At 38.4% G+C, this 23578-nt stretch carries 21 protein-coding genes; 14 read left to right on the forward strand and 7 right to left on the reverse strand.

The window, feature by feature from the left end; all coding sequences use genetic code 11:
• Positions 1-140 precede the first annotated feature (140 nt).
• The 13 genes from ACR2MV_RS06000 to ACR2MV_RS06060 all read left to right on the forward strand — a co-directional run bounded on the left by ACR2MV_RS06000 (position 141) and on the right by ACR2MV_RS06060 (position 12887).
• Positions 141-830, forward strand: coding sequence for a hypothetical protein (locus ACR2MV_RS06000; protein ID WP_434021000.1), 690 nt, complete (start codon positions 141-143; stop codon positions 828-830).
• Between the two features lie 375 nt (positions 831-1205).
• Positions 1206-1844 carry a GNAT family N-acetyltransferase gene (locus tag ACR2MV_RS06005; RefSeq protein ID WP_434021001.1) on the forward strand — a complete coding sequence of 213 codons (639 nt, stop codon included), beginning with the start codon at positions 1206-1208 and terminating at the stop codon, positions 1842-1844.
• A 50-nt stretch (positions 1845-1894) separates the two neighbouring features.
• A complete protein-coding gene (argG, locus tag ACR2MV_RS06010) occupies positions 1895-3076 on the forward strand; it encodes an argininosuccinate synthase (protein WP_434021002.1) in 1182 nt (393 codons plus the stop codon).
• 2 nt (positions 3077-3078) lie between these two features.
• Positions 3079-4056 carry an N-acetyl-gamma-glutamyl-phosphate reductase gene (gene argC / locus ACR2MV_RS06015; protein ID WP_434021003.1) on the forward strand — a complete coding sequence of 326 codons (978 nt, stop codon included), beginning with the start codon at positions 3079-3081 and terminating at the stop codon, positions 4054-4056.
• A 9-nt stretch (positions 4057-4065) separates the two neighbouring features.
• Positions 4066-4863, forward strand: a complete 798-nt coding sequence (gene proC, locus ACR2MV_RS06020; RefSeq protein WP_434021004.1) for a pyrroline-5-carboxylate reductase — start codon at positions 4066-4068, stop codon at positions 4861-4863.
• Positions 4864-4872: 9 nt separating this feature from the next.
• Positions 4873-6018 (forward strand): aspartate aminotransferase family protein, encoded by a 1146-nt coding sequence (locus ACR2MV_RS06025; RefSeq protein ID WP_434021005.1) that lies wholly within the window; start codon positions 4873-4875, stop codon positions 6016-6018.
• A gap of 12 nt (positions 6019-6030) precedes the next feature.
• Positions 6031-7227 carry a glutamate-5-semialdehyde dehydrogenase gene (locus ACR2MV_RS06030; RefSeq protein WP_434021006.1) on the forward strand — a complete coding sequence of 399 codons (1197 nt, stop codon included), beginning with the start codon at positions 6031-6033 and terminating at the stop codon, positions 7225-7227.
• Entirely contained in the window at positions 7205-7987 is a 783-nt protein-coding gene (gene proB / locus ACR2MV_RS06035; protein ID WP_434021007.1) for a glutamate 5-kinase, read from the forward strand. Before ACR2MV_RS06030 ends, proB begins: the two co-directional genes overlap by 23 nt.
• 2 nt (positions 7988-7989) lie before the next feature.
• On the forward strand, positions 7990-8943 hold the full coding sequence (locus ACR2MV_RS06040; protein WP_434021008.1) for an N-acetylornithine carbamoyltransferase: 954 nt from the start codon (positions 7990-7992) through the stop codon (positions 8941-8943).
• A 15-nt stretch (positions 8944-8958) separates the two neighbouring features.
• Positions 8959-9738 carry an acetylglutamate kinase gene (gene argB / locus ACR2MV_RS06045; RefSeq protein WP_434021009.1) on the forward strand — a complete coding sequence of 260 codons (780 nt, stop codon included), beginning with the start codon at positions 8959-8961 and terminating at the stop codon, positions 9736-9738.
• Positions 9735-10793, forward strand: a complete 1059-nt coding sequence (locus ACR2MV_RS06050; RefSeq protein WP_434021010.1) for a M20 family metallo-hydrolase — start codon at positions 9735-9737, stop codon at positions 10791-10793. Before argB ends, ACR2MV_RS06050 begins: the two co-directional genes overlap by 4 nt.
• Before the next feature lie 30 nt (positions 10794-10823).
• Positions 10824-12116: an argininosuccinate lyase gene (gene argH, locus ACR2MV_RS06055; RefSeq protein WP_434021011.1), complete on the forward strand. Its 1293-nt coding sequence runs from the start codon at positions 10824-10826 to the stop codon at positions 12114-12116.
• 15 nt (positions 12117-12131) lie between these two features.
• Positions 12132-12887 carry a class I SAM-dependent methyltransferase gene (locus ACR2MV_RS06060; protein ID WP_434021012.1) on the forward strand — a complete coding sequence of 252 codons (756 nt, stop codon included), beginning with the start codon at positions 12132-12134 and terminating at the stop codon, positions 12885-12887.
• A 2-nt stretch (positions 12888-12889) separates the two neighbouring features.
• On the opposite strand, the gene ACR2MV_RS06065 is transcribed toward ACR2MV_RS06060, so the two are convergent.
• From ACR2MV_RS06065 to lpdA, 5 genes are all read right to left on the reverse strand, one after another.
• The gene (locus ACR2MV_RS06065; protein ID WP_434021013.1) at positions 12890-14194 is read right to left on the reverse strand and encodes an anthranilate synthase component I family protein; all 1305 of its coding nucleotides are present in this window, start codon (positions 14192-14194) and stop codon (positions 12890-12892) included.
• 29 nt (positions 14195-14223) lie between these two features.
• A complete protein-coding gene (locus ACR2MV_RS06070; protein WP_434021014.1) occupies positions 14224-15066 on the reverse strand; it encodes a DUF4249 domain-containing protein in 843 nt (280 codons plus the stop codon).
• Positions 15067-15070: 4 nt separating this feature from the next.
• On the reverse strand, positions 15071-17440 hold the full coding sequence (locus tag ACR2MV_RS06075; protein ID WP_434021015.1) for a TonB-dependent receptor: 2370 nt from the start codon (positions 17438-17440) through the stop codon (positions 15071-15073).
• 216 nt (positions 17441-17656) lie between these two features.
• Positions 17657-18784: a helix-turn-helix domain-containing protein gene (locus ACR2MV_RS06080; RefSeq protein ID WP_434021016.1), complete on the reverse strand. Its 1128-nt coding sequence runs from the start codon at positions 18782-18784 to the stop codon at positions 17657-17659.
• A 26-nt stretch (positions 18785-18810) separates the two neighbouring features.
• A complete protein-coding gene (gene lpdA, locus ACR2MV_RS06085; protein ID WP_434021017.1) occupies positions 18811-20214 on the reverse strand; it encodes a dihydrolipoyl dehydrogenase in 1404 nt (467 codons plus the stop codon).
• Positions 20215-20472: 258 nt separating this feature from the next.
• Here lpdA and ACR2MV_RS06090 point away from each other — a divergent pair, with 258 nt between their 5' ends.
• Positions 20473-20841 (forward strand): SnoaL-like domain-containing protein, encoded by a 369-nt coding sequence (locus ACR2MV_RS06090; RefSeq protein ID WP_434021018.1) that lies wholly within the window; start codon positions 20473-20475, stop codon positions 20839-20841.
• 52 nt (positions 20842-20893) lie between these two features.
• Here the strand turns inward: ACR2MV_RS06090 and ACR2MV_RS06095 are convergent, their stop codons facing one another.
• The gene (locus ACR2MV_RS06095) at positions 20894-22924 is read right to left on the reverse strand and encodes a M3 family metallopeptidase (RefSeq protein ID WP_434021019.1); all 2031 of its coding nucleotides are present in this window, start codon (positions 22922-22924) and stop codon (positions 20894-20896) included.
• An 83-nt stretch (positions 22925-23007) separates the two neighbouring features.
• The gene (gene purE / locus ACR2MV_RS06100; protein ID WP_434021020.1) at positions 23008-23493 is read right to left on the reverse strand and encodes a 5-(carboxyamino)imidazole ribonucleotide mutase; all 486 of its coding nucleotides are present in this window, start codon (positions 23491-23493) and stop codon (positions 23008-23010) included.
• Positions 23494-23578 lie beyond the last annotated feature (85 nt).

Consider the following 23578-nt stretch of genomic DNA (forward strand, 5'->3'; position numbering starts at 1 on the left):
AAGAAGTCTGTATTTTTTCTATGAAATGGATCCTGGAAATCACATGAAAAAGTAGAAAATAGTTGAATAAATTATGAAAAATAGAATTCAAAAATCCCACTTATTTTGTAACTTTAGAAGACACATAAAATGCCACGACCATGACTTCACTCAAATCAAAATCAAAGCAGAATCCGGAAAAAAAGACCCTGACAATAGTGCATTTATTACATCCATATGCAAAGCAACGAATCAGGGTTGGTGAGAAGCTGGGATATTTCCCAAAGAATATGTACAGGTCGAGCGAAATAATTGACGAGGTGGTTTTGGAGATATACGAAAAAGGAGGACATAAGTCTAAAGATGCAGAAGCACTGAGAATGGCTATGTTTGAATTGCTGAATGCAAAAATGTTGTCGCTTTTCAAATCAGAAGCCTGGCACAAAGACGCGATAAGTATTAAACTGATCTTGGAAGAAGAATTGAAACAGCTGGAAGAGAATTTTACCGCAGATGCTGGAAATGATTTAATTATGAATGAAGAGCTGGATGATATTTCTTACCATCAGAATGATACAGGTATTGCAGAATTGCCTTATGACGCCTCGGAAGAAGGTGTTAAGTTATTCCTTGGCTTAGACCAGATAAAACAATTCCAGGAGACCAGCGACAGAACGGCTTTAAGAAAGGTATATTACAAGTTGCCTGTGAATACTTCTAATATTGTGGATTTGTATATTTTAGGGAAGTTAAGTTTCCATGAAATAGCAGTTATCTTACAAATGGAGGTCTCAGAAGTGAAAGAAATTGTCACTTTTGTAAGAGAAACAATTAAAAATCAACTCGAATAATAGTTGATTCTCAATAGAAATTGATTTTGATTGAAAAATGTTGAAAGTTTTCTTTTTCAAAATGAATTATTGTTGTAATATTGCAGGGTGAATACGAAAACGCTACATACTACTCCTAGACAGAATCGCCGCCGTCCCTTGCGCCGCATGGGCAAATAAGTACGGTTAGATCATTTTTCATTTCACATTTCAATTTTTTACAATGCATTTTCAGAACAATTTATCAGCTACTAAAGTTTATTCAAGTCAAACTTTGACGACTGTTGTTCGTATTTCTCGCCGTCGCCCGTAAGGGTATGTCATATTCTTGGAGATAGGTGAGTCCATCTCTGCAAATCAATACAATATTTACAAAACTTATTTTAATTCAATACAATGGAAATTGTAATTGCAACAATAAAACATACAAAATACGCTGATATCATTAGCAAGACAATTGCGAAGTCAGCTGAACAGAGAGGGACAGGAATTGCCAAAAGGACACCAGCCTATATTGAGAAAAAAATTAGCGGAGGGAATGCTGTTATTGCCCTGGACGGTGATAAGTTTGCGGGCTTCTGTTATATCGAAACTTTTGGAGGAAAGAATTTTGTGGTCCACTCTGGTTTGATTGTACACCCTGATTTTAGAAATCAAGGCTTGGCTAAAAAGATTAAAACAAAGGTTTTTAAGCATTCAGAAACGAAGTATCCTAACTCAAAGATTTTCGGAATTACGACTGGTTTGGCTGTCATGAAAATAAATTATGAGCTGGGTTATAAGCCGGTAACTTTTTCTGAATTGACTGACGATCCTGAATTCTGGAAAGGTTGCCAGACATGCACCAATTATGACGTTTTGCAAAGAACAGATAAAAAAATGTGTCTTTGTACTGGAATGTTGTACGACGGAAAGAAAACAGCTAAAAAGGACCATCCCTACGATTCAAAAAGCCTTAGCAGGTTAAAGAGGATCAAACAAAGTTTGTTTTTAAAAAAAAGTAACAAATCAAAAGATAAAACGAATAAATCATAAAACGGAAACGATCAAAATGATGGTGGACGAAACTATTAAAGTATAAAAAAATGAAAAAATTAGTATTGGCATATAGCGGAGGTTTGGATACTTCTTACTGTGCAAAATACCTGTCAGAGGTTGAAGGATATGAAGTGCATGCAGTAAGTGTGAACACCGGCGGATTTGAAGCTGAAGAAATCGCATCTATTGGAGAAAAAGCGGTTCAGTTAGGAGCCACTAGTTATAAATCTATCGACGCCGTTCAGACATTTTATGAGAAGGTGGTGAAATATTTGATTTATGGCAATGTTTTGAAAAATAATACCTATCCGCTTTCTGTAAGTGCCGAAAGAATAGTTCAGGCCATAGAAATTGTAAACTATGCAAAAAAAGTGGGAGCCGATTATATTGCTCATGGAAGTACAGGTGCAGGAAATGATCAGGTACGATTTGATATGATCTTCCAGACCCTGGCTCCGGACATTAAAATCATCACCCCGATTAGAGATCATAAGCTATCCAGACAGACTGAAATTGAGTTTTTAAAAGGGCATGGTGTGGACCTTCCATGGGAAAAAGCCAAGTACTCTATTAATAAAGGATTGTGGGGTACCAGTGTGGGGGGAGAAGAAACGCTTACCTCACATGCAGGATTGCCAGAAGAAGCCTATCCCAGTCAATTGGAAAAGAAGGAGGCATCAGCTGTTAAATTAACGTTCGAGAAAGGTGAATTGGTAGCTGTTAATGATAAAAAAGATACGCCCGTAAATAATATAGAAGCCTTGGAGAAATTAGCTTCCTCTTATGCCATAGGGAGAGATATCCATGTAGGAGATACCATTATTGGCATTAAGGGAAGGGTTGGATTTGAAGCTGCGGCACCACTTGTGATTATAAAAGCCCATCATTTGTTGGAAAAGCATACGCTTACCAAATGGCAACAGCACCATAAAGAGCAATTAGGGAACTGGTATGGCATGTTGTTGCACGAAGGGCAGTACTTAGATGAAGTAATGAGAAATATTGAAGTGTTCTTAAGTGATACACAGAAAAATGTTTCCGGCGATGTTTTTGTGAGCCTTCACCCGTATAGATTTACATTGAACGGAATTTCATCCGACCATGATCTGATGAGTTCTTCCTTTGCCAGTTATGGTGAAACAAACGAAGGCTGGACGGCAGATGATGCGAAAGGATTTATTAAAATCAATTCGAATCAAGGCAAAATATATAATCACGTAAATTCATAAAAATGATCCAGGCTGGAATTATTGGTGGTGCTGGTTATACAGCAGGAGAACTCATAAGGCTGATATTGAATCACCCTGGTGTAGATCTCAATTTTGTTTACAGTACCTCCAATGCAGGAAACGAGATTCAGGAAGTTCACAGAGATCTTCTCGGAGATACTCACATGAAGTTTGGCAGTGAAATTAATTCGGAAGTTGATGTGCTGTTTTTATGCCTGGGGCATGGGAATTCGTCCGCTTTTTTAAAGGAAAACTTTTTTAGCGCAGCAACTAAAATTATTGATCTAAGTAATGATTTCAGATTGACAAAAGATCATGTGTTTATGGACAAATCTTTTGTGTACGGTTTGCCGGAAGTTTTTAAGAAGGAGATTGTTGAAGCCAACTATATTGCGAACCCCGGCTGTTTTGCCACCGCCATTCAATTGGGTTTACTTCCATTGGCCGCCGAAAATTTGTTGCAGGATGATGTACATGTAAATGCGGTAACAGGTGCCACAGGTGCTGGAGTTTCTTTGTCAAATACGACTCACTTTACCTGGAGAGATAACAACTTCTCTCATTACAAGGCCTTTGATCACCAGCATTTGGGAGAGATCAATCAACATATTGAAATGCTTCAGCCAGATTTTACATATGACGTAAATTTTGTTCCCAACCGAGGAAATTTTAGCAGAGGAATATTTGCTACGTCTTATACCAGATTTGATGCAACGCTCGAAGATGCCCTGGACTTATTCAAGGACTTTTATAAAGATGCACCTTTCACTTTTGTCTCTGAGAAAGAGATTTTTCTAAAGCAGGTTGTTAATACAAATAAGTGTTTGGTTCATTTGCAAAAACATAAGGACAAATTATTGATTACATCTGCGATTGATAATTTATTAAAAGGTGCTTCCGGTCAGGCTATGGAAAACATGAATATCATGTTTGGGTTAGATCAGACCGAAGGACTTACATTAAAAGCTAACTTTTTTTAAAAATTAATTATGAAAATAGCCATCATAGGAGTGGGGAATTTAGGCTACTCAATCGCAGTAGGGATCTTAAGTCAAAAAAAGGAAATCAATTGCAAATCATTGTATTTGACCAAGAGAAATACGTCTTCCTTGTCTCATTTTGAAAAAGTATCATTGGTAAAAACAACTACGGATAACAGAAGGGCCGTAAAGTATTCAAATATTATTATTCTGGCGGTTCAACCAGCTCAGTTAATGGAAGTGCTGGAAGAAATAAGTGATTTGATAGATCCTAACAAACACACTATTATTTCTGTAGCGACGGGAAGAAAAATTCAGGAAATTGAGGCTGTGGTAAAACAGGGTGTTCCAGTAATACGATGTATGCCAAATACGGCAATTTCCGTTGGGCAATCGATGACCTGTATCAGTGCCAACGAATCCGGAAAAGAAAATTTTCATTTGGCAAAAAGCATTTTCAATGCGCTGGGAGAAACCATGTGTATTGACGAAAGTCTTATGCAGGCGGCTACGGTGATATGTGCAAGTGGAATCGCTTTTTGGATGAGACTTATCAGAGCCACTACTCAAGGGGCTGTTCAGTTAGGATTTCACAGTGAAGAGGCCCAAAAACTGTCGATGCAGACCTGTTTAGGAGCAGCCAGTCTGTTGATCGACTCACAAAGTCATCCGGAACAGGAAATTGACAAGGTGACAACCCCAAGCGGTTGTACCATTGAAGGGTTAAATGAGATGGAGCATCAGGGACTGAGCTCTTCCATCATAAAGGGGCTCGTTACCTCTTATGATAAAATTAATCAGATTTAAGATATAGATATGGAATTATTTGATGTATATCCTTTGTATTCTGTGACTCCTGAAACGGCTCAGGGATGTTATGTCACGGATGTAGAAGGCAAAAAATACCTTGACCTTTATGGTGGGCATGGTGTGATTTCTATAGGTCATTCACATAAATCCTATGTGTCGGCGCTCAGCCAACAAATTCAAAAAATGGGGTTTTACTCTAATTCAATAAAAAACCCGCTTCAAGAGGCTTTTGCAAAAAAGTTAGGTGCCGTATCGGGTTGTGAAGAGTACAATTTATTTTTGTGCAATTCAGGAGCAGAAGCCAATGAAAATGCCTTGAAAATGGCTTCTTTTGAAACAGGGAAGAAAAAGATCCTTGCCTTTGAGAAAGCATTTCATGGTCGTACTTCTGCAGCAGTAGCAGCAACTGATAACAAAAAGATCAATGCGCCGTTGAATAGTCAGCATGAAGTTGTTTTTCTTCCTTTGAATAATAAAGAGTTGGTCGAGCAGGAATTAAAAAAGAATGATATTGCTGCCGTTATTATTGAAGGGATTCAGGGAGTTGGAGGGCTCGATCAGGGAACTACAGAATTTTTTCAGGCTCTGGAATTACTTTGTAAAAAATACAAGGCCATATTAATACTTGATGAGATTCAATCAGGATATGGTAGAAGTGGTCAGTTTTTCTCTTTTCAGCATCATGGAATTCACCCCGATATTATAAGTATCGCTAAGGGTATGGGGAATGGATTTCCGATTGGGGGAATTTTAATCTCGAATAAAATCAAAGCTTCCTATGGCTTATTGGGTACCACCTTTGGAGGTAACCACCTGGCAAGTGCTGCCGGACTTTCTGTTTTGGAGGTCATTGAGTCTGAAAAGCTCATTGAGAATGTAACCATGGTTTCGCATCATTTTTTAGAGCGAATTCAGGAAATTGACGGTATTAAAGCTGTGAAAGGGAAAGGCCTGATGCTGGGGGTGAGGTTTGATTTTCCAGTTTCAGAAATAAGAAGGGCGTTGATTTTTGAAGAAGGTATTTTTACGGGTGGTTCAGCAGATCCGAATTTACTGAGAATTTTACCGCCGCTATCAGTAGGCAAGAAAGAGATAGATGACTTTATAGAGGCATTAAAAAGAGTACTGGCAAAAATACTCGTAAAGAAATAAGTAAAAAGAACGATGGAAACGATACTGACAATTGATCAACGAAATGCGGTACTGCAAAGTATGGCCAGATTGGTGGAGCTGGAAAAGAAAGATATTCTTCAGGCGAATGCTTTGGATATGAATGCCTTTGACAGGTCTGATTTGGCGATGTATGATCGTCTAAAAGTAGACGAAGAAAAAATAAAAGGAATGATAGATTCCCTGGAGCAGCTGTCCTCACAGGAAGATCCTGTAGGGGTTGAAAGATTTCGATTTACGCATGATAATGGTCTTGAAATTTTTAATAAAACAGCTTCTTTTGGAACGATCATGATCATTTATGAGTCAAGACCTGATGTAACTATTGAGGCGGGAGGAATAGCCTTTAAATCGGGAAATAAAATCTTGTTAAAAGGAGGTAAGGAATCATTGAATTCAAACCTGGCCATTGTGCGTTTGTGGCACAAGGCTCTGGAAGAGAATCATGTGAGTACACAATGGGTAACCTACCTGAATTATGACAGAGCGCAAACCAGAGAATTCCTTAGAAATCCAGATCAAAAAATAGACCTCATTATTCCAAGGGGTGGAGAAAGACTCATTTCGTTTGTCAAGGAGCATGCTACCTGCCCGGTGATTGTGAGTGGCAGAGGGAATAATTTTGTATATGTCTCCAGACACGCTGACAAAGTAAAGGCCTTGCAGATTATTTTAAATGCAAAGACGGCAAAGATATCTGCCTGTAATGCTTTGGATAAGGTGCTGATCGATACGGCCTTGCCCGAATATGAGAGTTTTGTAAAAGAATTGATACAAGAACTTGTAGCTGCAAAGGTTGAAGTACTGGGCACTGACGGAATTAAGATGTTTTCAGGAATTCAAAAGACCGATGATGAATCTTTGTGGTTCGAGGAGTTTTTAGATTATAAAATATTGTTGGGCAGTACAGCATCTCTTGACAATGCTATCGGCATGATTAATAAATATGGCGGTGGACATTCAGCTTCCATTATTTCTGAGGATGAGGATGAATCCAAGCTCTTTTTGAGTGCGGTGGATGCGGCAGCTGTATATCACAATGCATCCACGAGATTCACGGATGGATTTCAGTTTGGATTAGGAGGTGAATTAGCAATAAGTACGGATAAATTACACCAAAGAGGACCTATTGGTTTACAACATTTGGTAACGAATAAATGGTATGTATATGGCAATGGGCAAATCAGATAAAAAACGGGTGCTTTTAAAAATTGGCACCAATACGCTTACCAAAGAGACCAATCAGATCTCTAGAGGTAAAATAGAAGACATTGGCAGGCAATTATCAGAATTGAAGGACAGTCATGATTTTATTATTGTTAGTTCCGGGGCGATCGCCGTGGCAAAGCAATTTGTGAAACTTGAGTCAAGCGGTCAGGAAATTAATGTAAAACAGGCGTTGGCTGCGATTGGTCAACCTCATCTGATGCGTATCTTCCAGGAGAGTTTCAGGGAACTGGGTTTATTGACCTCACAGTGCCTTTTATCATATGCAGATTTTAAAAGAGAGAAATCAAAGGAGAATATCTATAATACGATTAATGTGCTTCTGGACAATCATTATATTCCGATCATTAATGAAAATGATACCGTTGCCACAGAAGAAATTCAGTTTGGTGATAATGATAAATTAGCTGCATTGACGGGTGCTTTGATGGAGGTAGATCTTGTGATCATTGCGACCAATACAGATGGGATTTATACAAAAGAGAGTATGAATGAGCAGAAAAAATCAACCATAGCAAATGTGACGGATTTGAGTGTTTTGGCCAAAGAGATATCAGTAGATACATCATCGCAGGGAACGGGTGGAATGCAATCTAAAATTCAGGCGGCCGAGATTTTAAAGAAAAAACAAATAGAGACCTGGATCGTGAATGGGATCGGAGATAATTTTATTCTGAAGGCGATGGAAGAAGAATTGGAATTCACAAAAATTTTAAATAGTTAGTCATGAATTATATGTCAGTTAAGGATATCGATTCGATTGATACTTGGGTGAATGAGGCGAGAATCATAAAGAAACACCCTCTTGAACACAAAAAATTAGGAGCCGATAAAACCATTGGCTTGTTGTTTTTTAATCCGAGTTTAAGAACCAGGTTAAGCACACAGAAAGCAGCACAAAATTTAGGCATGAATACCATGGTCATGAATTTTGACAAAGAAGGTTGGGCTCTTGAATTTGAAGATGGGACAAGAATGGATCAGGGAAAGTCGGAGCATATCAAGGAGGCCGCACAGGTGATTTCTCAGTTTTGCGACATTATAGCCATCAGGGCATTTGCAGGATTACAGGATAAAGAAGCGGATAAAGCAGAGCTGGTTTTAAACGGATTTAAAAAATATGCCACTGTACCTATTGTAAATATGGAAAGTTCTGTCGGACATCCCTTGCAGGCCCTGGCAGACGCAATTACTCTCGATGAACAGCTGGTAGCATTGCAGGGAAGAAAGCCTAAAGTGGTGCTTTCGTGGGCGCCTCATCCAAAAGCATTGCCGCATGCTGTGGCAAATTCTTTTGTTGAAATGATGCAGAAACAAGACGCGGATTTTGTGATAACCCACCCGGAAGGATATGACTTGGATCCAGAAATTGTAGGTAAAAGCACGGTTGAATACGATCAGAAGAAAGCTTTTAAAGAAGCAGATTTTATTTATACAAAAAACTGGAGTTCATTTGAAAATTATGGGCAGGTAGTATCTCAGGATGGGTCCTGGACCATCGATCAGGAAAAAATGGATCTGACCAATAATGCGAAGTTTATGCATTGCCTTCCGGTAAGAAGGAATGTAGTGGTTACAGATGAAGTTTTGGACGGGGGTCAATCTTTGGTGATTGAACAGGCTAATAACAGAACCTATGCTGCTCAGACGGTTTTAAAGAAAATACTTGATAACATGTAGTTTAAGATGGATCCTATGAAGCAAAAACTGAGTATTGTAAAAATTGGTGGAAATGTGATTAATAAATCAAAGGAACTGGATAAATTCCTTCATGATTTTGCGACTTTGGATTCCTTAAAAATTCTGGTGCACGGTGGAGGAAGAAAAGCAACAGAGGTTGCAGATGCCATGGGCTTAGAGGCAAAAATGATAGGAGGCCGTCGCATAACAGATCTGGCAAACCTCGATATTGTGACCATGGTCTACGCAGGACTGCTCAATAAAAATATTGTGGCAAAATTACAGTCGATGGAATGCAATTCTTTAGGGCTTTCAGGTGCGGATGCGAATGTAATCCGCGCTCATAAACGAATCGTAAAAGAGATTGATTATGGTTTTGCAGGAGATATTGATGCTGTTAATACTTCCGCGATTTCATTACTTTTGGACGGGGGTATTACCCCTGTTTTTTCGGCCATCACGCATGATAAAAAAGGCCAGTTGCTCAACACCAATGCCGACACAATTGCAGCCGAGCTTGCCAAAGGGTTGTCCGATCAGTATGAAGTAGAACTCATTTATTGCTTTGAGAAAAACGGGGTGCTTAGAGATGTAAACGACGATAACTCAGTGATAGAGGAAATAAACAGTAGTGTATACGATACGCTGAAGAAGAAAGGAATCATTAATGAAGGAATGCTCCCAAAATTGGAGAATTGTTTTGATTCTTTACAAAACGGGGTCCATAGAGTGATTTTAGGGCCGCCGGAATTAGTAAAAAACAGAAGAAAGAAATTTACCACACTTAGCATATGATAGCTGCATTACATAAACAAGCGATACAACTGTTGCTCGATTTGATCAATACGCCTTCATTTTCCGGAGAAGAAGATGAGACAGCCGGCCTGATCGAAATTTTTCTTAAAAAACAAGGCATTGAGTATCATCGGGATCAGCACAATGTTTGGGCCGTCAACAAATATTTCGATGAGAAAAAGCCGACTATTCTGTTGAATTCTCACCATGATACTGTGAAGCCAAACAAGGGGTATACTAGAAATCCTCATGAAGCCGTAATTGAAGAAGGTAAAATTTTTGGTTTGGGTTCAAACGATGCAGGGGGCTGTCTGGTTTCTTTAATAGCCACTTTTTGCTATTTTTATGAAGACAGGGACCTCAAGTACAATTTTGTTTTGTTAGCATCAGCAGAAGAGGAGAATTCAGGAGATAATGGTATTCGATCCATGATACCTAAATTACCGGAAATTGATTTTGCGATAATTGGTGAGCCTACTCTGATGAACCTGGCCATTGCCGAAAAAGGACTTTTGGTGCTCGACTGTTATGCACATGGCACAGCCGGACATGCTGCTCATTCAAGGGGAGACAACGCAATTTATAAGGCGATGGAGGCCATAGCCTGGTTTCAGAATTTTAAACTTCCGAAGGTATCGGAAACCTTGCATGACACAAAAATGACGGTTACTCAGATCGATGCAGGGAATCAACACAATGTGGTGCCGGCTACCTGTCATTTCGTGGTAGATATCAGAGTAAATGATCTGTATTCGAATAGGGAAGTTCTGGATCTGGTAAAAGAACATGTTCAGGTGGAAGTCAAGGAAAGATCCTTAAATTTGAACTCATCTTCAATTGCCAAGGATCATGAAATCGTGAGGTCAGGAATCAGTTTGGGCAGAGATATTTATGGTTCGCCCACCTTGTCGGATCAGTCGAATCTTAGTTGTCCATCCTTAAAATTAGGACCAGGAGATTCGCTCAGGTCGCACACTGCAGATGAATTTATTTATGAAAATGAAATAGAAGAAGGTATCGATCTTTATATAAAAATATTAAAAGGAATAGTATAGTCATTCGTTGACATTAAAAACAGAACACCTATGAAATTATGGGATAAAGGATTTAGTACAGATAAGAAAATAGATATATTCACCGTAGGAAATGACAGGGAATTAGACCTGGTATTGGCTAAATACGATGTGATTGGTTCATTGGCACATGCAAAAATGCTCCATAAAATAGGTCTTTTATCTAAAGAAGAAATGAACCAGGTTGAAAAAGAGTTGGGCGTAATTTCGACCTCAATCGACAAGGGTGAATTTCTTATTGAAGATTCTTTTGAGGATGTTCATTCGAAAGTGGAATTCCTGCTTACTGAAAAGTTGGGTGACACGGGTAAAAAAATTCATACGGCAAGGTCTCGAAACGATCAGGTTCTGGTGGATGTGCATTTGTATCTGAGAGATGAGCTCAAGGAAATGAGAACAATGATCATTGATTTCTTTGACCTGCTAATGAAGCTGTCCGACAAACATAAAGACAATTTATTGCCGGGCTATACGCATTTACAAGTGGCCATGCCTTCTTCATTCGGAATGTGGTTTTCTGCCTATGCCGAAAGTTTGATTGATGATATTTATATGTTGAATGCTGCCTATAGGGTTGTTGATCAAAACCCTTTGGGTTCGGCTGCCGGATATGGAAGCTCTTTCCCCATTGACAGAGATCATACCACACAAGAAATGGAATTTAGCCATTTAAAAGTGAATTCAGTTGCTGCTCAGATGAGTAGAGGTAAAACAGAAAAAACGGTTGCTTTTGCCATGAGTTCTGTCGCTGCGACTCTGTCAAAATTTGCTATGGATATTTGCCTGTATATGAGTCAGAATTTTGGATTTGTGTCTTTTCCTGATGAATTAACAACTGGCTCGAGCATCATGCCGCATAAGAAAAATCCGGATGTTTTTGAACTGATCAGGGGGAAATGTAATAAGATTCAGGCCTTACCTTTTGAACTTACCATGATCAGCAATAATTTGCCGAGTGGTTATCACAGAGACCTGCAATTGCTAAAAGAAGGAATGATACCGGGTATTCAGGCTTTAAAATCTTGTTTGGAAATGTTTACTTTTTCTTTGAGTACCATTGAAGTCAACAAGAATATCGTAGATCAGAAGATTTATGATTATCTGTTTACCGTTGAAGAGGTAAACAAGCTTGTACAAGAGGGAGTGCCGTTTAGAGATGCCTATAAGATTGTGGGTGGAAAAGTAGTAAAAGGCGGGTTTATACCCGATAAAAAAGTGGTGCATACACATATTGGAAGTGTTGGAAATCTGGGCTTAGACAGAATAAAAGCCAAAATGAAAAAAGCCAATGCACATAATTCATAAACTTCGGATCAGCAGATGGGTTGGAATGTAGATTTATATAATAAAAAGCATGGTTTTGTCCATGAATATGGAGCAGATTTGGTTCAGGTATTAGATCCTAAGCCGGATGAACGAATTTTAGACCTGGGTTGTGGGTCAGGTCAATTGACCAAAGAGATTGCTGCTTTTACAGATCAGGTCATCGGAATTGACAGTTCGAAAGAAATGATTGAAACTTCACAGGAAATGTTTCAGGACCTGGAATTCTATCAGATGAATGCCGAATCCTTTCAGTTTGACCGTGGCTTTGATGCCATATTTTCAAATGCGGTGTTGCACTGGGTGAAGGATCAGAAGGCCGCCAGCCAGAATATGTTACGCCATTTAAAGTCTGGAGGACGGTTGGTGGTTGAATTTGGTGGTGCAGGAAATGTGGCGACCATTACCAACGCTATTCGATCTTGTTTAGAAGATCGGGGGTATCTCACAAATGCAAGCCTGGAAAGATGGTATTTCCCGTCAATTAGTGCGTATTCTTCTCTGTTAGAGGAGGTGGGATTCGAGGTCGTTCATGCCCAGCTTTATGATCGACCAACGCTGTTGGACAGCAAGAATGCCGGCATAAAGGATTGGATTGAAATGTTCGGGGCTCATTTTTTTGAAGGTGTTGAAGAAGGGGAGAAAAATGATATTTTAGACGATGTTCAAAAAAAGGTTGAGTCGAGCTGTTTTTATAATGGTAACTGGTATGCTGATTATAGGAGAATCAGGGTCGTTGCAATAAGAAAATAAATTTAGCTGCTAAGCGCCTCCTTTAAGGCTTTTGCTTTTATCAGGCATTCTTCATATTCATTTTCGATCACTGAAAGAGAGGTAATGGCACTTCCAACTGAAAATGAAGCATATTTTTTTGAGGCATTGTATAAAATGCTTCTAATCACTACATTAAAATCAAAATTTCCGACAGGACTAAAATATCCGACAGCCCCTGAATAAAGGCCTCTTTTGGTGATTTCTTCTTCTTCAATAATTTCCATGGCTGATATTTTTGGTGCTCCTGTCATACTTCCCATGGGAAATAAGCTTTTAATAATATCAATATCATTTTCATCTTTATCAACTTCACAAACAACAGTAGAAATAAGTTGATGGACCTGTTTGAAGGAATAGACCTTGCATAATTCTTCTACTTTAACGCTTCCTTTTTTTGCATTTTTTGAGAGGTCATTTCGAATCAGGTCAACAATCATGATATTTTCGGCTCTTTCTTTGGGATCGTCAGCCAATGATTTGGCCAGTCGTTCATCTTCCATCCTGTTGGCCAATCTTCTGGCAGTTCCTTTGATCGGTTGAACGATAATTTTATTGTTTTGTTTCTTAACGAAACGTTCGGGAGAGGCACATAGCAAAAATTTGTCTTGGAGTTTGATATAGCTCGCGAAAGGTGCCTGGGAGATCTGATTTAATTTTTGGTAAACATCGATGGTATGAATTTCGCAGTTTTCTGCATAAAATTCCTGACAGTAATTTACTTCATAAATATCACCCCTGTGAATATGTTTTAAAATACTGGAAACCTTTTCATAATAGCCTTCTTTTGACAGCCGAGGTATTATATCACATTTGGTCCGTGAATTTTTAGGAGAAAAGTGAACTTCTTTAATAGCCCGAATATCCTGTTCAATCTCCTTGCTATAGGCATCTAAATACAGAAATTCAACCTGATTATTTTTCCATAAAATGACCTTTTTAGGTTGAAAGAAATAGAGGGCTGGAAATTCTAAATGATCAGGGTTCTCTGACCTAAGCTCTTCTGTATCGTTTTTTAGATCATAACTGAAATAACCGAAGAGGTAATCTTTATGTTTTTTTCTAAAATCCTTGAGTTTTTCAAAGGCATTGTCAGCTTCACAAGAAAGTGTCTGATGAGCACCAACCGCTAACACAGCTTCAATCTCACCGTATTTTTCCTGTTCAGCCTGTGTGTCTTTGTTCGATTCTAAGAATACGACATTCTCAAAATTCTGCGCCCATTGCAGGACATTTTCTTTAGGAAGAATAGAGGTGTCATTTGGAATAATTTTAGAATTCCGATTCACGGTTTGTAGCAATGATTGATTATAAAAATTTATTCAAAAACATAGACTCTTTTGTCTACTTCTGACACTCTGAAATATCCAAAAGCATAATTTTCAGGACTGGTCTGATTGATGCAATTTCCTTTAATTTCTGCCGGGATCGTACTAAACGGACCACCACTTTGGGATTGTTCAATCAGTAGTTTGATATAATTATAATACGGGTCTGATAATCCGAGTAATTCAATATCTACAATATCTCCTGGCTGAAACTCCATTTCACCTGTTTCTTCATTTTCTAATTTCTCGTAAAAGATAGACATTTTATTTCCATCGGTGAATTCATCTTTTACATCAAACAGCGTTTGAAACTTATCTCCTCTGCGCTGAAATTTAGCCAGATAAAAGTTTTCAATTCCGGCAGGGTCGAAAAATTCAATATTGACTTCCAAGGCATCTTTACTAAAGCCATTTTCCGTGGATTGATACACATCACTAATTGGAGAAACTGAGGTCATGGTTTCGGTGGCAATATAGCGATCTCCCTCATAATTTACCAGGAGGGTGTAAGAATCACCCATAACAGGTTCAAAATTATTGGTTGTATAATTACCGTTATTTTGATCGGTAAATACGACTTCAGTTTGATTTTCATTATTGATCACCTTTACACTGGCTCCGCTAACCGGAGTTTCAAGTAAATTATCAAAATAGGGTGTTGACAAGCTAAGTTTTACAGTTTGAGAATTACCCAAAGTTCCTTTTTGCCAATCCATGGAGGCCTCAATAACCAATCTTGGTGGGGCTTCCGGAACCTCGACGTCAATAACGTCTGTACAAGACAACATGAACAAACTAAAGACCAGACTAAGTATTTTTATAGAACTTTTCATTTGTTTAAAATTTAAAATTATAGGTAACTGAAGGCACTATTCCAAAAATCGCTGTTCGCGTGGCTTCATTTAAACCTGTTTCACGATTTTGCGAAAAGGAAATGGAAGCGGCATTTCTTCTGTTATAAATATTATAGATCCCAAAAACCCATTCTCCACGCCATTTTCTGTTCGGTTTTCCAGGAACAAGAATGGCAGACACATCAATTCTGTGATAGGCCGGCAGCCTATCTGAATTACGATCTGAATAACTGGCGATGGATAAACCTTCGTACTCATATTGTCCATCCGGATAAGTCACGGGCCTTCCTGTCTGGTAAATAACATTTGCACTAAATCTCCATTTATCGTTTAAACGATAAGTACCGGTAAAGGATAGGTCATGTGTTCTGTCATAAGGAGTGTAATACCATTCTCCATCGTTGATTCCCGGACCACCTGCATTTCCTCCTGGAGTCCTTTGTTCCGATTTGGCCCAGGTATAGGCCAGCCAACCGGTAAAATTACCTTTGTTTTTTCTGACTAAAAATTCCAGACCATAGGCCTTGGATTCCCCTGTTAATATTTCGGTTTCAATGGTGTTGTTCCCGATCAGATCAGAACCATCGATATAATCAATTCTGTTTTCAATGTCTTTGTAATAGGCCTCAATTTCCAGGGAAAAATTGTTATCTCTAAACTTTCTAAAATAACCCAGGGCATATTGATTTGAAAGTTGCGGTTCAATATAGGGTCCGCTTGGTGCCCAGACATCCAAAGGAGTTACAGAAGTTGTGTTCGATATTAAGTGAATATATTGCGCCACTCTAGAATATCCTGCCTTCATGGATGAACGCTCATTGAGTTCGTAAGCAACGGCAAATCGGGGTTCAAGGTTTCCAAAAGAACTGATGACCTCACTTTTTTCATAGGCTGTAGATCCGATGGGCGTACCTCTTTCATAGATTCCCAAAACTTCATTATAAACAACTGGCTGGTCATTTTCGTATTCAACGATGGACTGTCCGCCGAGTCTGGCAAAGTTACTATATCGAAGTCCGTATTGAAGGGAGAGTTTTGGCGTAATTCGATGCTCAACTCCTGCGTACAGACCTCCCTCAATGGCTGTTTTTTGATCAAGTTTTAAATAATTAATCCCTGAGTCTTCTGTTGTAGGGCTGATAATACCAGGATTGAATAAGTAATGGATACCGTTGATTCCGAAATCTAATTTTATATCATTATTAATATAATAGCTTAAGGCATATTTAAGGTTGTAATTGTCTATTTGAGAGATCCAGTCGAATTCAAAAGCGTTGATCTCTAATTGATAATCATATTTGCTATAATTTACGGAAAGGTTTGAAAATATCTTGTCATTAAAAACATGATTCCATCGGAGGTTTCCCGAAGAATTTCCATAAGAACTATTGAAACTGTCAGAAAATTTAAAAACATCTCTTCCGAAATAGCCCGAAAGGAAGAGTTGATTGTTTTCGTTGATTTCAAAATTTGCTTTCAGATTCATATCGTAAAAATAGGCGCTGTTATCTTTCAACTCTTCGCTTAATTTGAGAAAAAGGTGGGCATAAGATCCACGACCTGCCACCAGGAATGAACTACGGTCTTTTACAATAGGTCCTTCAACAGCCAATCGGGTAGAAACAGTTCCGATGCCGCCTGTGAGAGCGAAATTCTTTTTATTACCATCTTTTTGTCTTACGTCAAGAACTGAAGAGGCCCTTCCGCCAAATCTGGCTGGAATATTGCCTTTGTACAATTTAATATCTTTAATAGCATCGGAATTAAAAATAGAGAAAAAACCCAGTAAATGTGAGGTGTTATAGATAATGGTTTCATCCAGCAACACAAGGTTTTGATCTACCGAACCACCTCGTACGTTAAATCCACTTGAACCTTCACCATTGTTTGTAACTCCAGGCAGTAACTGGATAGATTTGATAATGTCTACCTCTCCTAAAACCGCCGGCATTTGCTTAATGGTTCCAACATTTAGTTTTGAAACACTCATTTGAGGTTTTCTTAAACTGATGTCTTCTGAGTCTTCTGTCCGAATAACAACTTCACCAAGTTGGTTGCTGCTTTCACTTATATCAATGTTGAGATTCTGATCCTTGTCCAATACTATTTCCTGTGTTATATCATCAAACCCCATGTAGGATACGACCAAGGTGTAATTCCCATTGGGTGCCGTTATTGAATAAAATCCATATTCATTCGTAGTTGTTCCAATGGATGAATCGAGTATAAAAACGGAGGCACCAAATAATGTCTCACCACTGCTGGCATCTTTGACCGTTCCACTGATAGAAAATTTTTCCTGGGCATTGAGAAGAGATGCAAACAGGAATATTAGAAATGTAAGTTTTTTCATTATTATTTATAAATCGAATTGGGGGCTAAACTTTATAAAATTCACAGGTTTGGTTCGTGAGTTATTCTTTTTGACAAATGTATTAAGAACGAGACTAAATAATTTAATTCTTGAGTTTAATAATGATTTTAATGGTGTCTGCCAATAAGTTGATACTTTTAAGATCCTGAAATTCAGCCGTATAGTCTTTGTTACTAAATTGTTAAGCAAATACATTTAGTCACTTTTTTCCACCGGATTCTTTCTTAATTTGAAAAATTCTGAAGGTGTCTGACCAGTAATTCTCTTAAAATGTCGATTGAAGGTTGATTTATTGCTAAAACCACAGTCGTTTGCAACCGACATCATGGTGTATTTTTTATTTTGGGGTAAATCCATTTGCTGTAAAAAAAACTCAATGCGCAATTTATTGACATAGGAGTAGAAATTTATTTTTTCTTTTTCGTTGATTACCTGCGAGAGATAATTCGCGCTGCAATCCAGTTCGAGTGCCAGATCCCTTAGTGTGAGGTTGGCATTTTTATAAATTTCTTTCTCTTCCATGATTTGTTTCAGATCGAGATACAACTTAAGGGCTTTTTCCTTATCAAGACCAGATTTTGCATAACGATTGGAATTAAGTTTTTCAGCATTTGTAGTTTCAACCCCAGATCGCTCAGCGAGATGGGTTTGATTAACAGTAGAATTAAAAATATCCATTTGGTTGATTCCAAAAAAACCGATTAAAATCACAAAAACAACGACGGCCGGATAAATGATGCTATTATCTACAAAAAGGGAAAGTATCCAAATGATTCCCAACGCAATGGAAAGATATTGCAACCATTTTAATTCTTTTTTATCTGTATTTGATAAGGTTTCCTGAATGTCGGTTCTGTACCGACGAATTAAGAAAAGAGACCAAACTGAATAGAAAAAACCTGAGGCACCAATCAATACATTGATATAGGTCATATACCATTCAAATCCTTTTCCTTCATTTTCGAATACCCATATTTTTTCTTCTGGAGGTAGCAGGTAGAATGGCATCGCAAGCGCCACCAATGAAAAAGCGGGCAATAAATGCAGTAGGATATACCCGCGATGTTTGAATCTGTTTCCGGTTATTTCTGACACATACACAAAAAGCATCAAGCCTTGCAGGACAGGAAATGGAAAAGAAATGCCCAGTAGATGTGGATATTTAAAGAGCACACCTGAAATCTGTAAATACATCATCAATTGATGTATGGCCATAAATAACAACCAGACCAGTAAAATTTTATCTGCGCGGGATTTATGTTTTTTTAAAAAGAGCAGGCCAGACAAAAAGAATGAAATGACAACTCCAATAATCAAAAACATAGTTGTGAATCTTCTATTTTAGGATTTTAACTATGCAAGGCTCTGCCATCAACGGCTAAACATGCTTCCTTTATAGCTTCAGTAAAAGTCGGGTGGGCATGTGACATTCTGGCGACATCTTCACTAGACGCTCTGAATTCCATAGCCACAACTGCTTCCGCAATCATATCAGCAGCGCGAGCTCCAATCATATGAACACCGAGGATTTCATCTGTTTTGGCATCTGCCAGTACTTTTATCAAACCGTCAATATCCATACTCGCCCTGGATCTTCCTAAAGCCCTCATTGGGAAGCTTCCCATTTTATAATCAATACCAGCATCTTTTAATTCCGCCTCAGTCTTTCCAACAGATGCTACCTCTGGCCAGGTATACACAACTCCAGGAATAAGATTATAATCTATATGTGGTTTTTGACCGGCAATAATTTCCGCAGCCATTGTGCCTTCTTCTTCGGCTTTATGGGCTAACATTGCACCTCTGATTACATCACCAATCGCATAAATATTTGGGACGTTAGTTTGAAGATGCTCATTCACTTCTATTTGACCCCGCTCATTGGCTTTTACTCCTGCTGCTTCCAGACCGAGTCCATCTGTAAATGGTCTTCGCCCTACAGATACAAGACAGTAATCACCTTTAATCTCTACTTCGTTCCCTTTTTTATCATCTGCCAATACCACAACTTCGTTTCCTTTTCTGCTTACAGCTTTTACTTTGTGAGAGACATTGATCTTAAATTTTTGCTTTTTTAAGACCTTGTTTAATTCCTTTGACAAAGCAGCATCCATGGTTGGGATGATACGATCCATATATTCAACTACGGTTACATCGGCACCTAATCTTTTATAAACCTGACCCAGTTCCAAACCAATAACACCACCACCAATTACGACAAGGTGTTTTGGTACTTCTTTTAATTTTAAAGCTTCGGTAGATGTAATAATACGTTCCTTGTCTATTTCAATAAACGGAAGGCTGGAAGGTTTACTTCCTGTAGCTATAATGGTGTTTTTTGATTCTATTTCTTCAGAAGTATTATCTGCTTTGCTAACTACAATTTGAGTAGCATTTTTAAAACTACCTACCCCTTGATATACATCTATTTTATTCTTTTTCATCAAAAAATCAATCCCACCGGTTGTTTGGTCTACAACCGCCTGCTTTCTTGCAATCATTTTTTCCAGATTTACTTTGATCTCCCCAGGGATTTCAATTCCATGGGTATCAAAGTGCTTTACTGCATCTTCATAATGATGAGAAGAATCTAAAAGTGCCTTGCTGGGGATGCAACCTACATTAAGACAGGTCCCGCCAAGAGTGCTGTATTTTTCAACAATAGCTGTTTTTAATCCAAGTTGTGCTGATCTGATGGCAGCAACATACCCTCCAGGGCCAGATCCGATAACGGTTACATCATATGATTTCATGAGTAGATTTTGATTTAAATGCATGCAAAAATAAGTTATTTCATTCTATATTCGAAATGATTGGTCTACGGATTTAATAGATTTTCAGCTTCACACAAAATGTGGATACAATTCATGATTCATAAGATTTGATTTTTTTTTAACAGCCTGTTTTTTTTTATTGTTTTATCTTGTAAGAAGATGTGCTGTCATCGAATTTCTCCTATTCACTATTAGAATAGGAATCTCCAAAATAATCTTAAACTTAAATCAAAAATTATGTCAACACAAGAAGTAGCATCAAAACTGGTGGCGTATTGCCGTCAAGGTCAACATGAAGAGGCCATGAAAGATTTGTATTCAAAGGATATTGTTAGCATTGAGCCTAAGGGAGCTCCCGTAGAAGAAATCAGGGGGATCGAAGCTGTTATTCAAAAAAGTAAACAGTTTGGAGAAATGGTAGAAACGATGCATGGTATGGAAGTTTCAGACCCCTGTGTAGCAGAAAATTTTTTTAGTTGTTCCATGAAAATGGATGTCACTTATAAAGGAGCTCCTCGTATGACGATGGAAGAAATATGCCTTTATCAGGTAAGTGATGGAAAAATCATACGAGAAGAGTTTTTCTATACACCTATGCCTTCGTAAAAACGAGAATCCCCGGCATAGGTTCGTCTATATTGGGGATTCTTTTTTATCATTAAGCCAGTAGTCCGGCTCTTTTTAGCAAGGCATCAACACTTGGTTCTTTTCCTCGGAATTTTTTATAGAGTTCCATCGGTTTTTCTGTACCACCTTTGCTCAGGATGTTTTCTTTGAATTTTATAGCCGTTTCTTTGTCAAAGATGCTCTTCTCTTTGAATGCTTCAAAAGCATCGGCATCGAGAACTTCAGCCCATTTATAGCTATAGTATCCTGCTGAGTAGCCGCCTTGAAAAATATGAGAGAAAGCCGTACTCATGCAATTTTCTTCAACATCAGGGTATAATTGAGTCTCGCCAAAGGCCTTTTTTTCAAATGCCTTAACACTGTCAATAGTACTTGGGTCATTGCCGTGATACGCCATGTCGAGCATTCCAAAACTGAGCTGCCTCAGCGTCGCTATACCTTCTAAAAAGTTCGAAGAATCCTTGATTTTTTTTACTAATTCCATTGGGATGACTTCACCCGTCTGATAGTGCTTCGCAAATAATTCCAGCGCTTCCTTTTCGTAGCACCAGTTTTCAAAAATCTGACTGGGTAATTCCACAAAGTCCCAATAAACGCTTGTTCCAGAAAGGTTGGGAAAGGTTGTATCTGCAAGCATTCCATGCAAGGCGTGACCGAATTCATGAAACAGGGTTGTCACTTCATTGAATGTAAGCAGGGAAGGTTTTGATTTAGTTGGCTTGGTGAAGTTACAGACGATAGAAACATGAGGTCTGGAATTGATGCCGTCTTTTTTCCATTGAGACTTATAACTTGTCATCCAGGCACCGTTTCTTTTTCCCTTTCGAGGAAAGAAGTCTGCATAAAAGAGTGCTACAAAGTCACCCTTGGAATTCGTAACCTTATAAGTCTTTACATCTTCATGGTAAGTGTCCACATCAGATACTGATTCAAATCTTAGATCAAACAACTTTCCGGCAATATCAAATACGCCCTGGATCACATTTTCCAGTTTGAAATAGGGTTTCAACTGCTCATCATCTAAGGCAAATAATGCTTTTTTAAGCTTTTCTGAATAATAAGCTCCATCCCATTTTTCAATTTTTTCAATGCCATCTTTTTTGGCTAAATCTTGCAATAATTGAAATTCCTTTTTTGCTGCCGGCTTGGCTTTGGACAATAGTTTTTCAAGAAATTCATGTACCTTTTCTGGTGCTTCAGCCATTCTTTCTTCCAGTACATAATGTGCATGAGAATTATAGTCTAAAAGGGTGGCTCTTTGTTGCCTGAGATTTACAATATCAATAACATTCTGCTGATTGTCATGTTCGTTGTTTTTCATGGCCCTTGAACCAAATGCCTTCGCAAGGGTTTCTCGTAATTCTCTGTTGTCAGCATAGGTCATAAAAGGAATATAGCTGGGGTAGTCTAAAGTGAAGACCCATCCCTTTTTTCCTTTTTCTTCCCCAAGCATTTTTGCTGCTTCAACAACGCCTTCAGGTAAGCCCGATAATTCAGCTTCATCTGTAATAATCAATTCGTAGTCATTGGTCTCAGCCAATACATTTTCGCCAAATTTCAAGCCAAGTTTTGATTTTTCCATGTCAATAGCGCGCAAGCGTTTTTTCTCGGGATCACTCAAATTAGAACCATTTCTGATAAAGGCCTTATAGTTTTTTTCGAGCAACATGTGCTGCTCCTTTGTAAGCTCCAATTGATCCTTGTGTTGATATACTTTTTGAATTCTCTTGAAAAGTGCTTCATTGAGTCTGATATCATTGGCAAATTCACTCAACATCGGAGAAACTTTTTGAGCGATATGCTGGATTTCTTCATTTGTTTCTGCTGCATTCAAGTTGAAGAATATACTAGAAATTCTATTGAGCTTATTTCCTGAAAATTCTAAAGGAACCAAGGTGTTTTCGAAACTGGCTTCTTCCTGGTTTGAAGTAATTTGATCAATTTCCTGCTTGGCATTCTTGATGGCAACTTCGAATGCGGGAATAAAAAACTGGTTTTCAAGTTTTGAAAAAGGAGCCGATCCGAAGGCAGTATTAAAATCTTTAAGTAACGGGTTGTTCATGTTAAATACTATTTAGTGCCCACAGGGGCATATGGCATTGAATTGTATATAAGGTTTATTTCGAGTAAATTAAGAAAGGTGTCTTATTTCTTAATCCCTGCTGCAGCTTTGATGACTTTTTCTTTGAGGCCCTCTTTATAAGCAATGATCTTTTCTAAAACGGCAGTATCAGATGCACCAATAATCTGAGCAGCAAGGATGCCTGCGTTTTTAGCGCCATCCAACGCTACAGTTGCTACAGGTACTCCGCCAGGCATTTGTAAAATAGAAAGAACGGAATCCCATCCATCGATAGAATTTCTCGATTTAACAGGCACACCAATCACCGGTAAAGGACTCATGGAAGCGACCATTCCTGGAAGATGAGCGGCACCGCCGGCACCTGCAATAATAACGTTCACACCTCTTTTATGAGCCTCAGTAGCATAGTGGAAAAGTTTTTCAGGAGTGCGATGTGCAGAAACAATATCGACTTCTGTGGCAATCTCAAAACTTTCAAGAATCTCTATTGCTTCTTTCATAATTGGCAGATCTGAATCACTACCCATAATTATTCCAACCTTGGCCATAATTTGTAATTTTAAAAAACTTGTTGAATTCGACTGATAAAAATCGTATTTTTAGTGGCTAAAGGTAAGATAAAAAAGTGTTTTC

Source organism: Lutimonas sp., assembly GCF_051011215.1.
Taxonomy (GTDB): domain Bacteria; phylum Bacteroidota; class Bacteroidia; order Flavobacteriales; family Flavobacteriaceae; genus Lutimonas.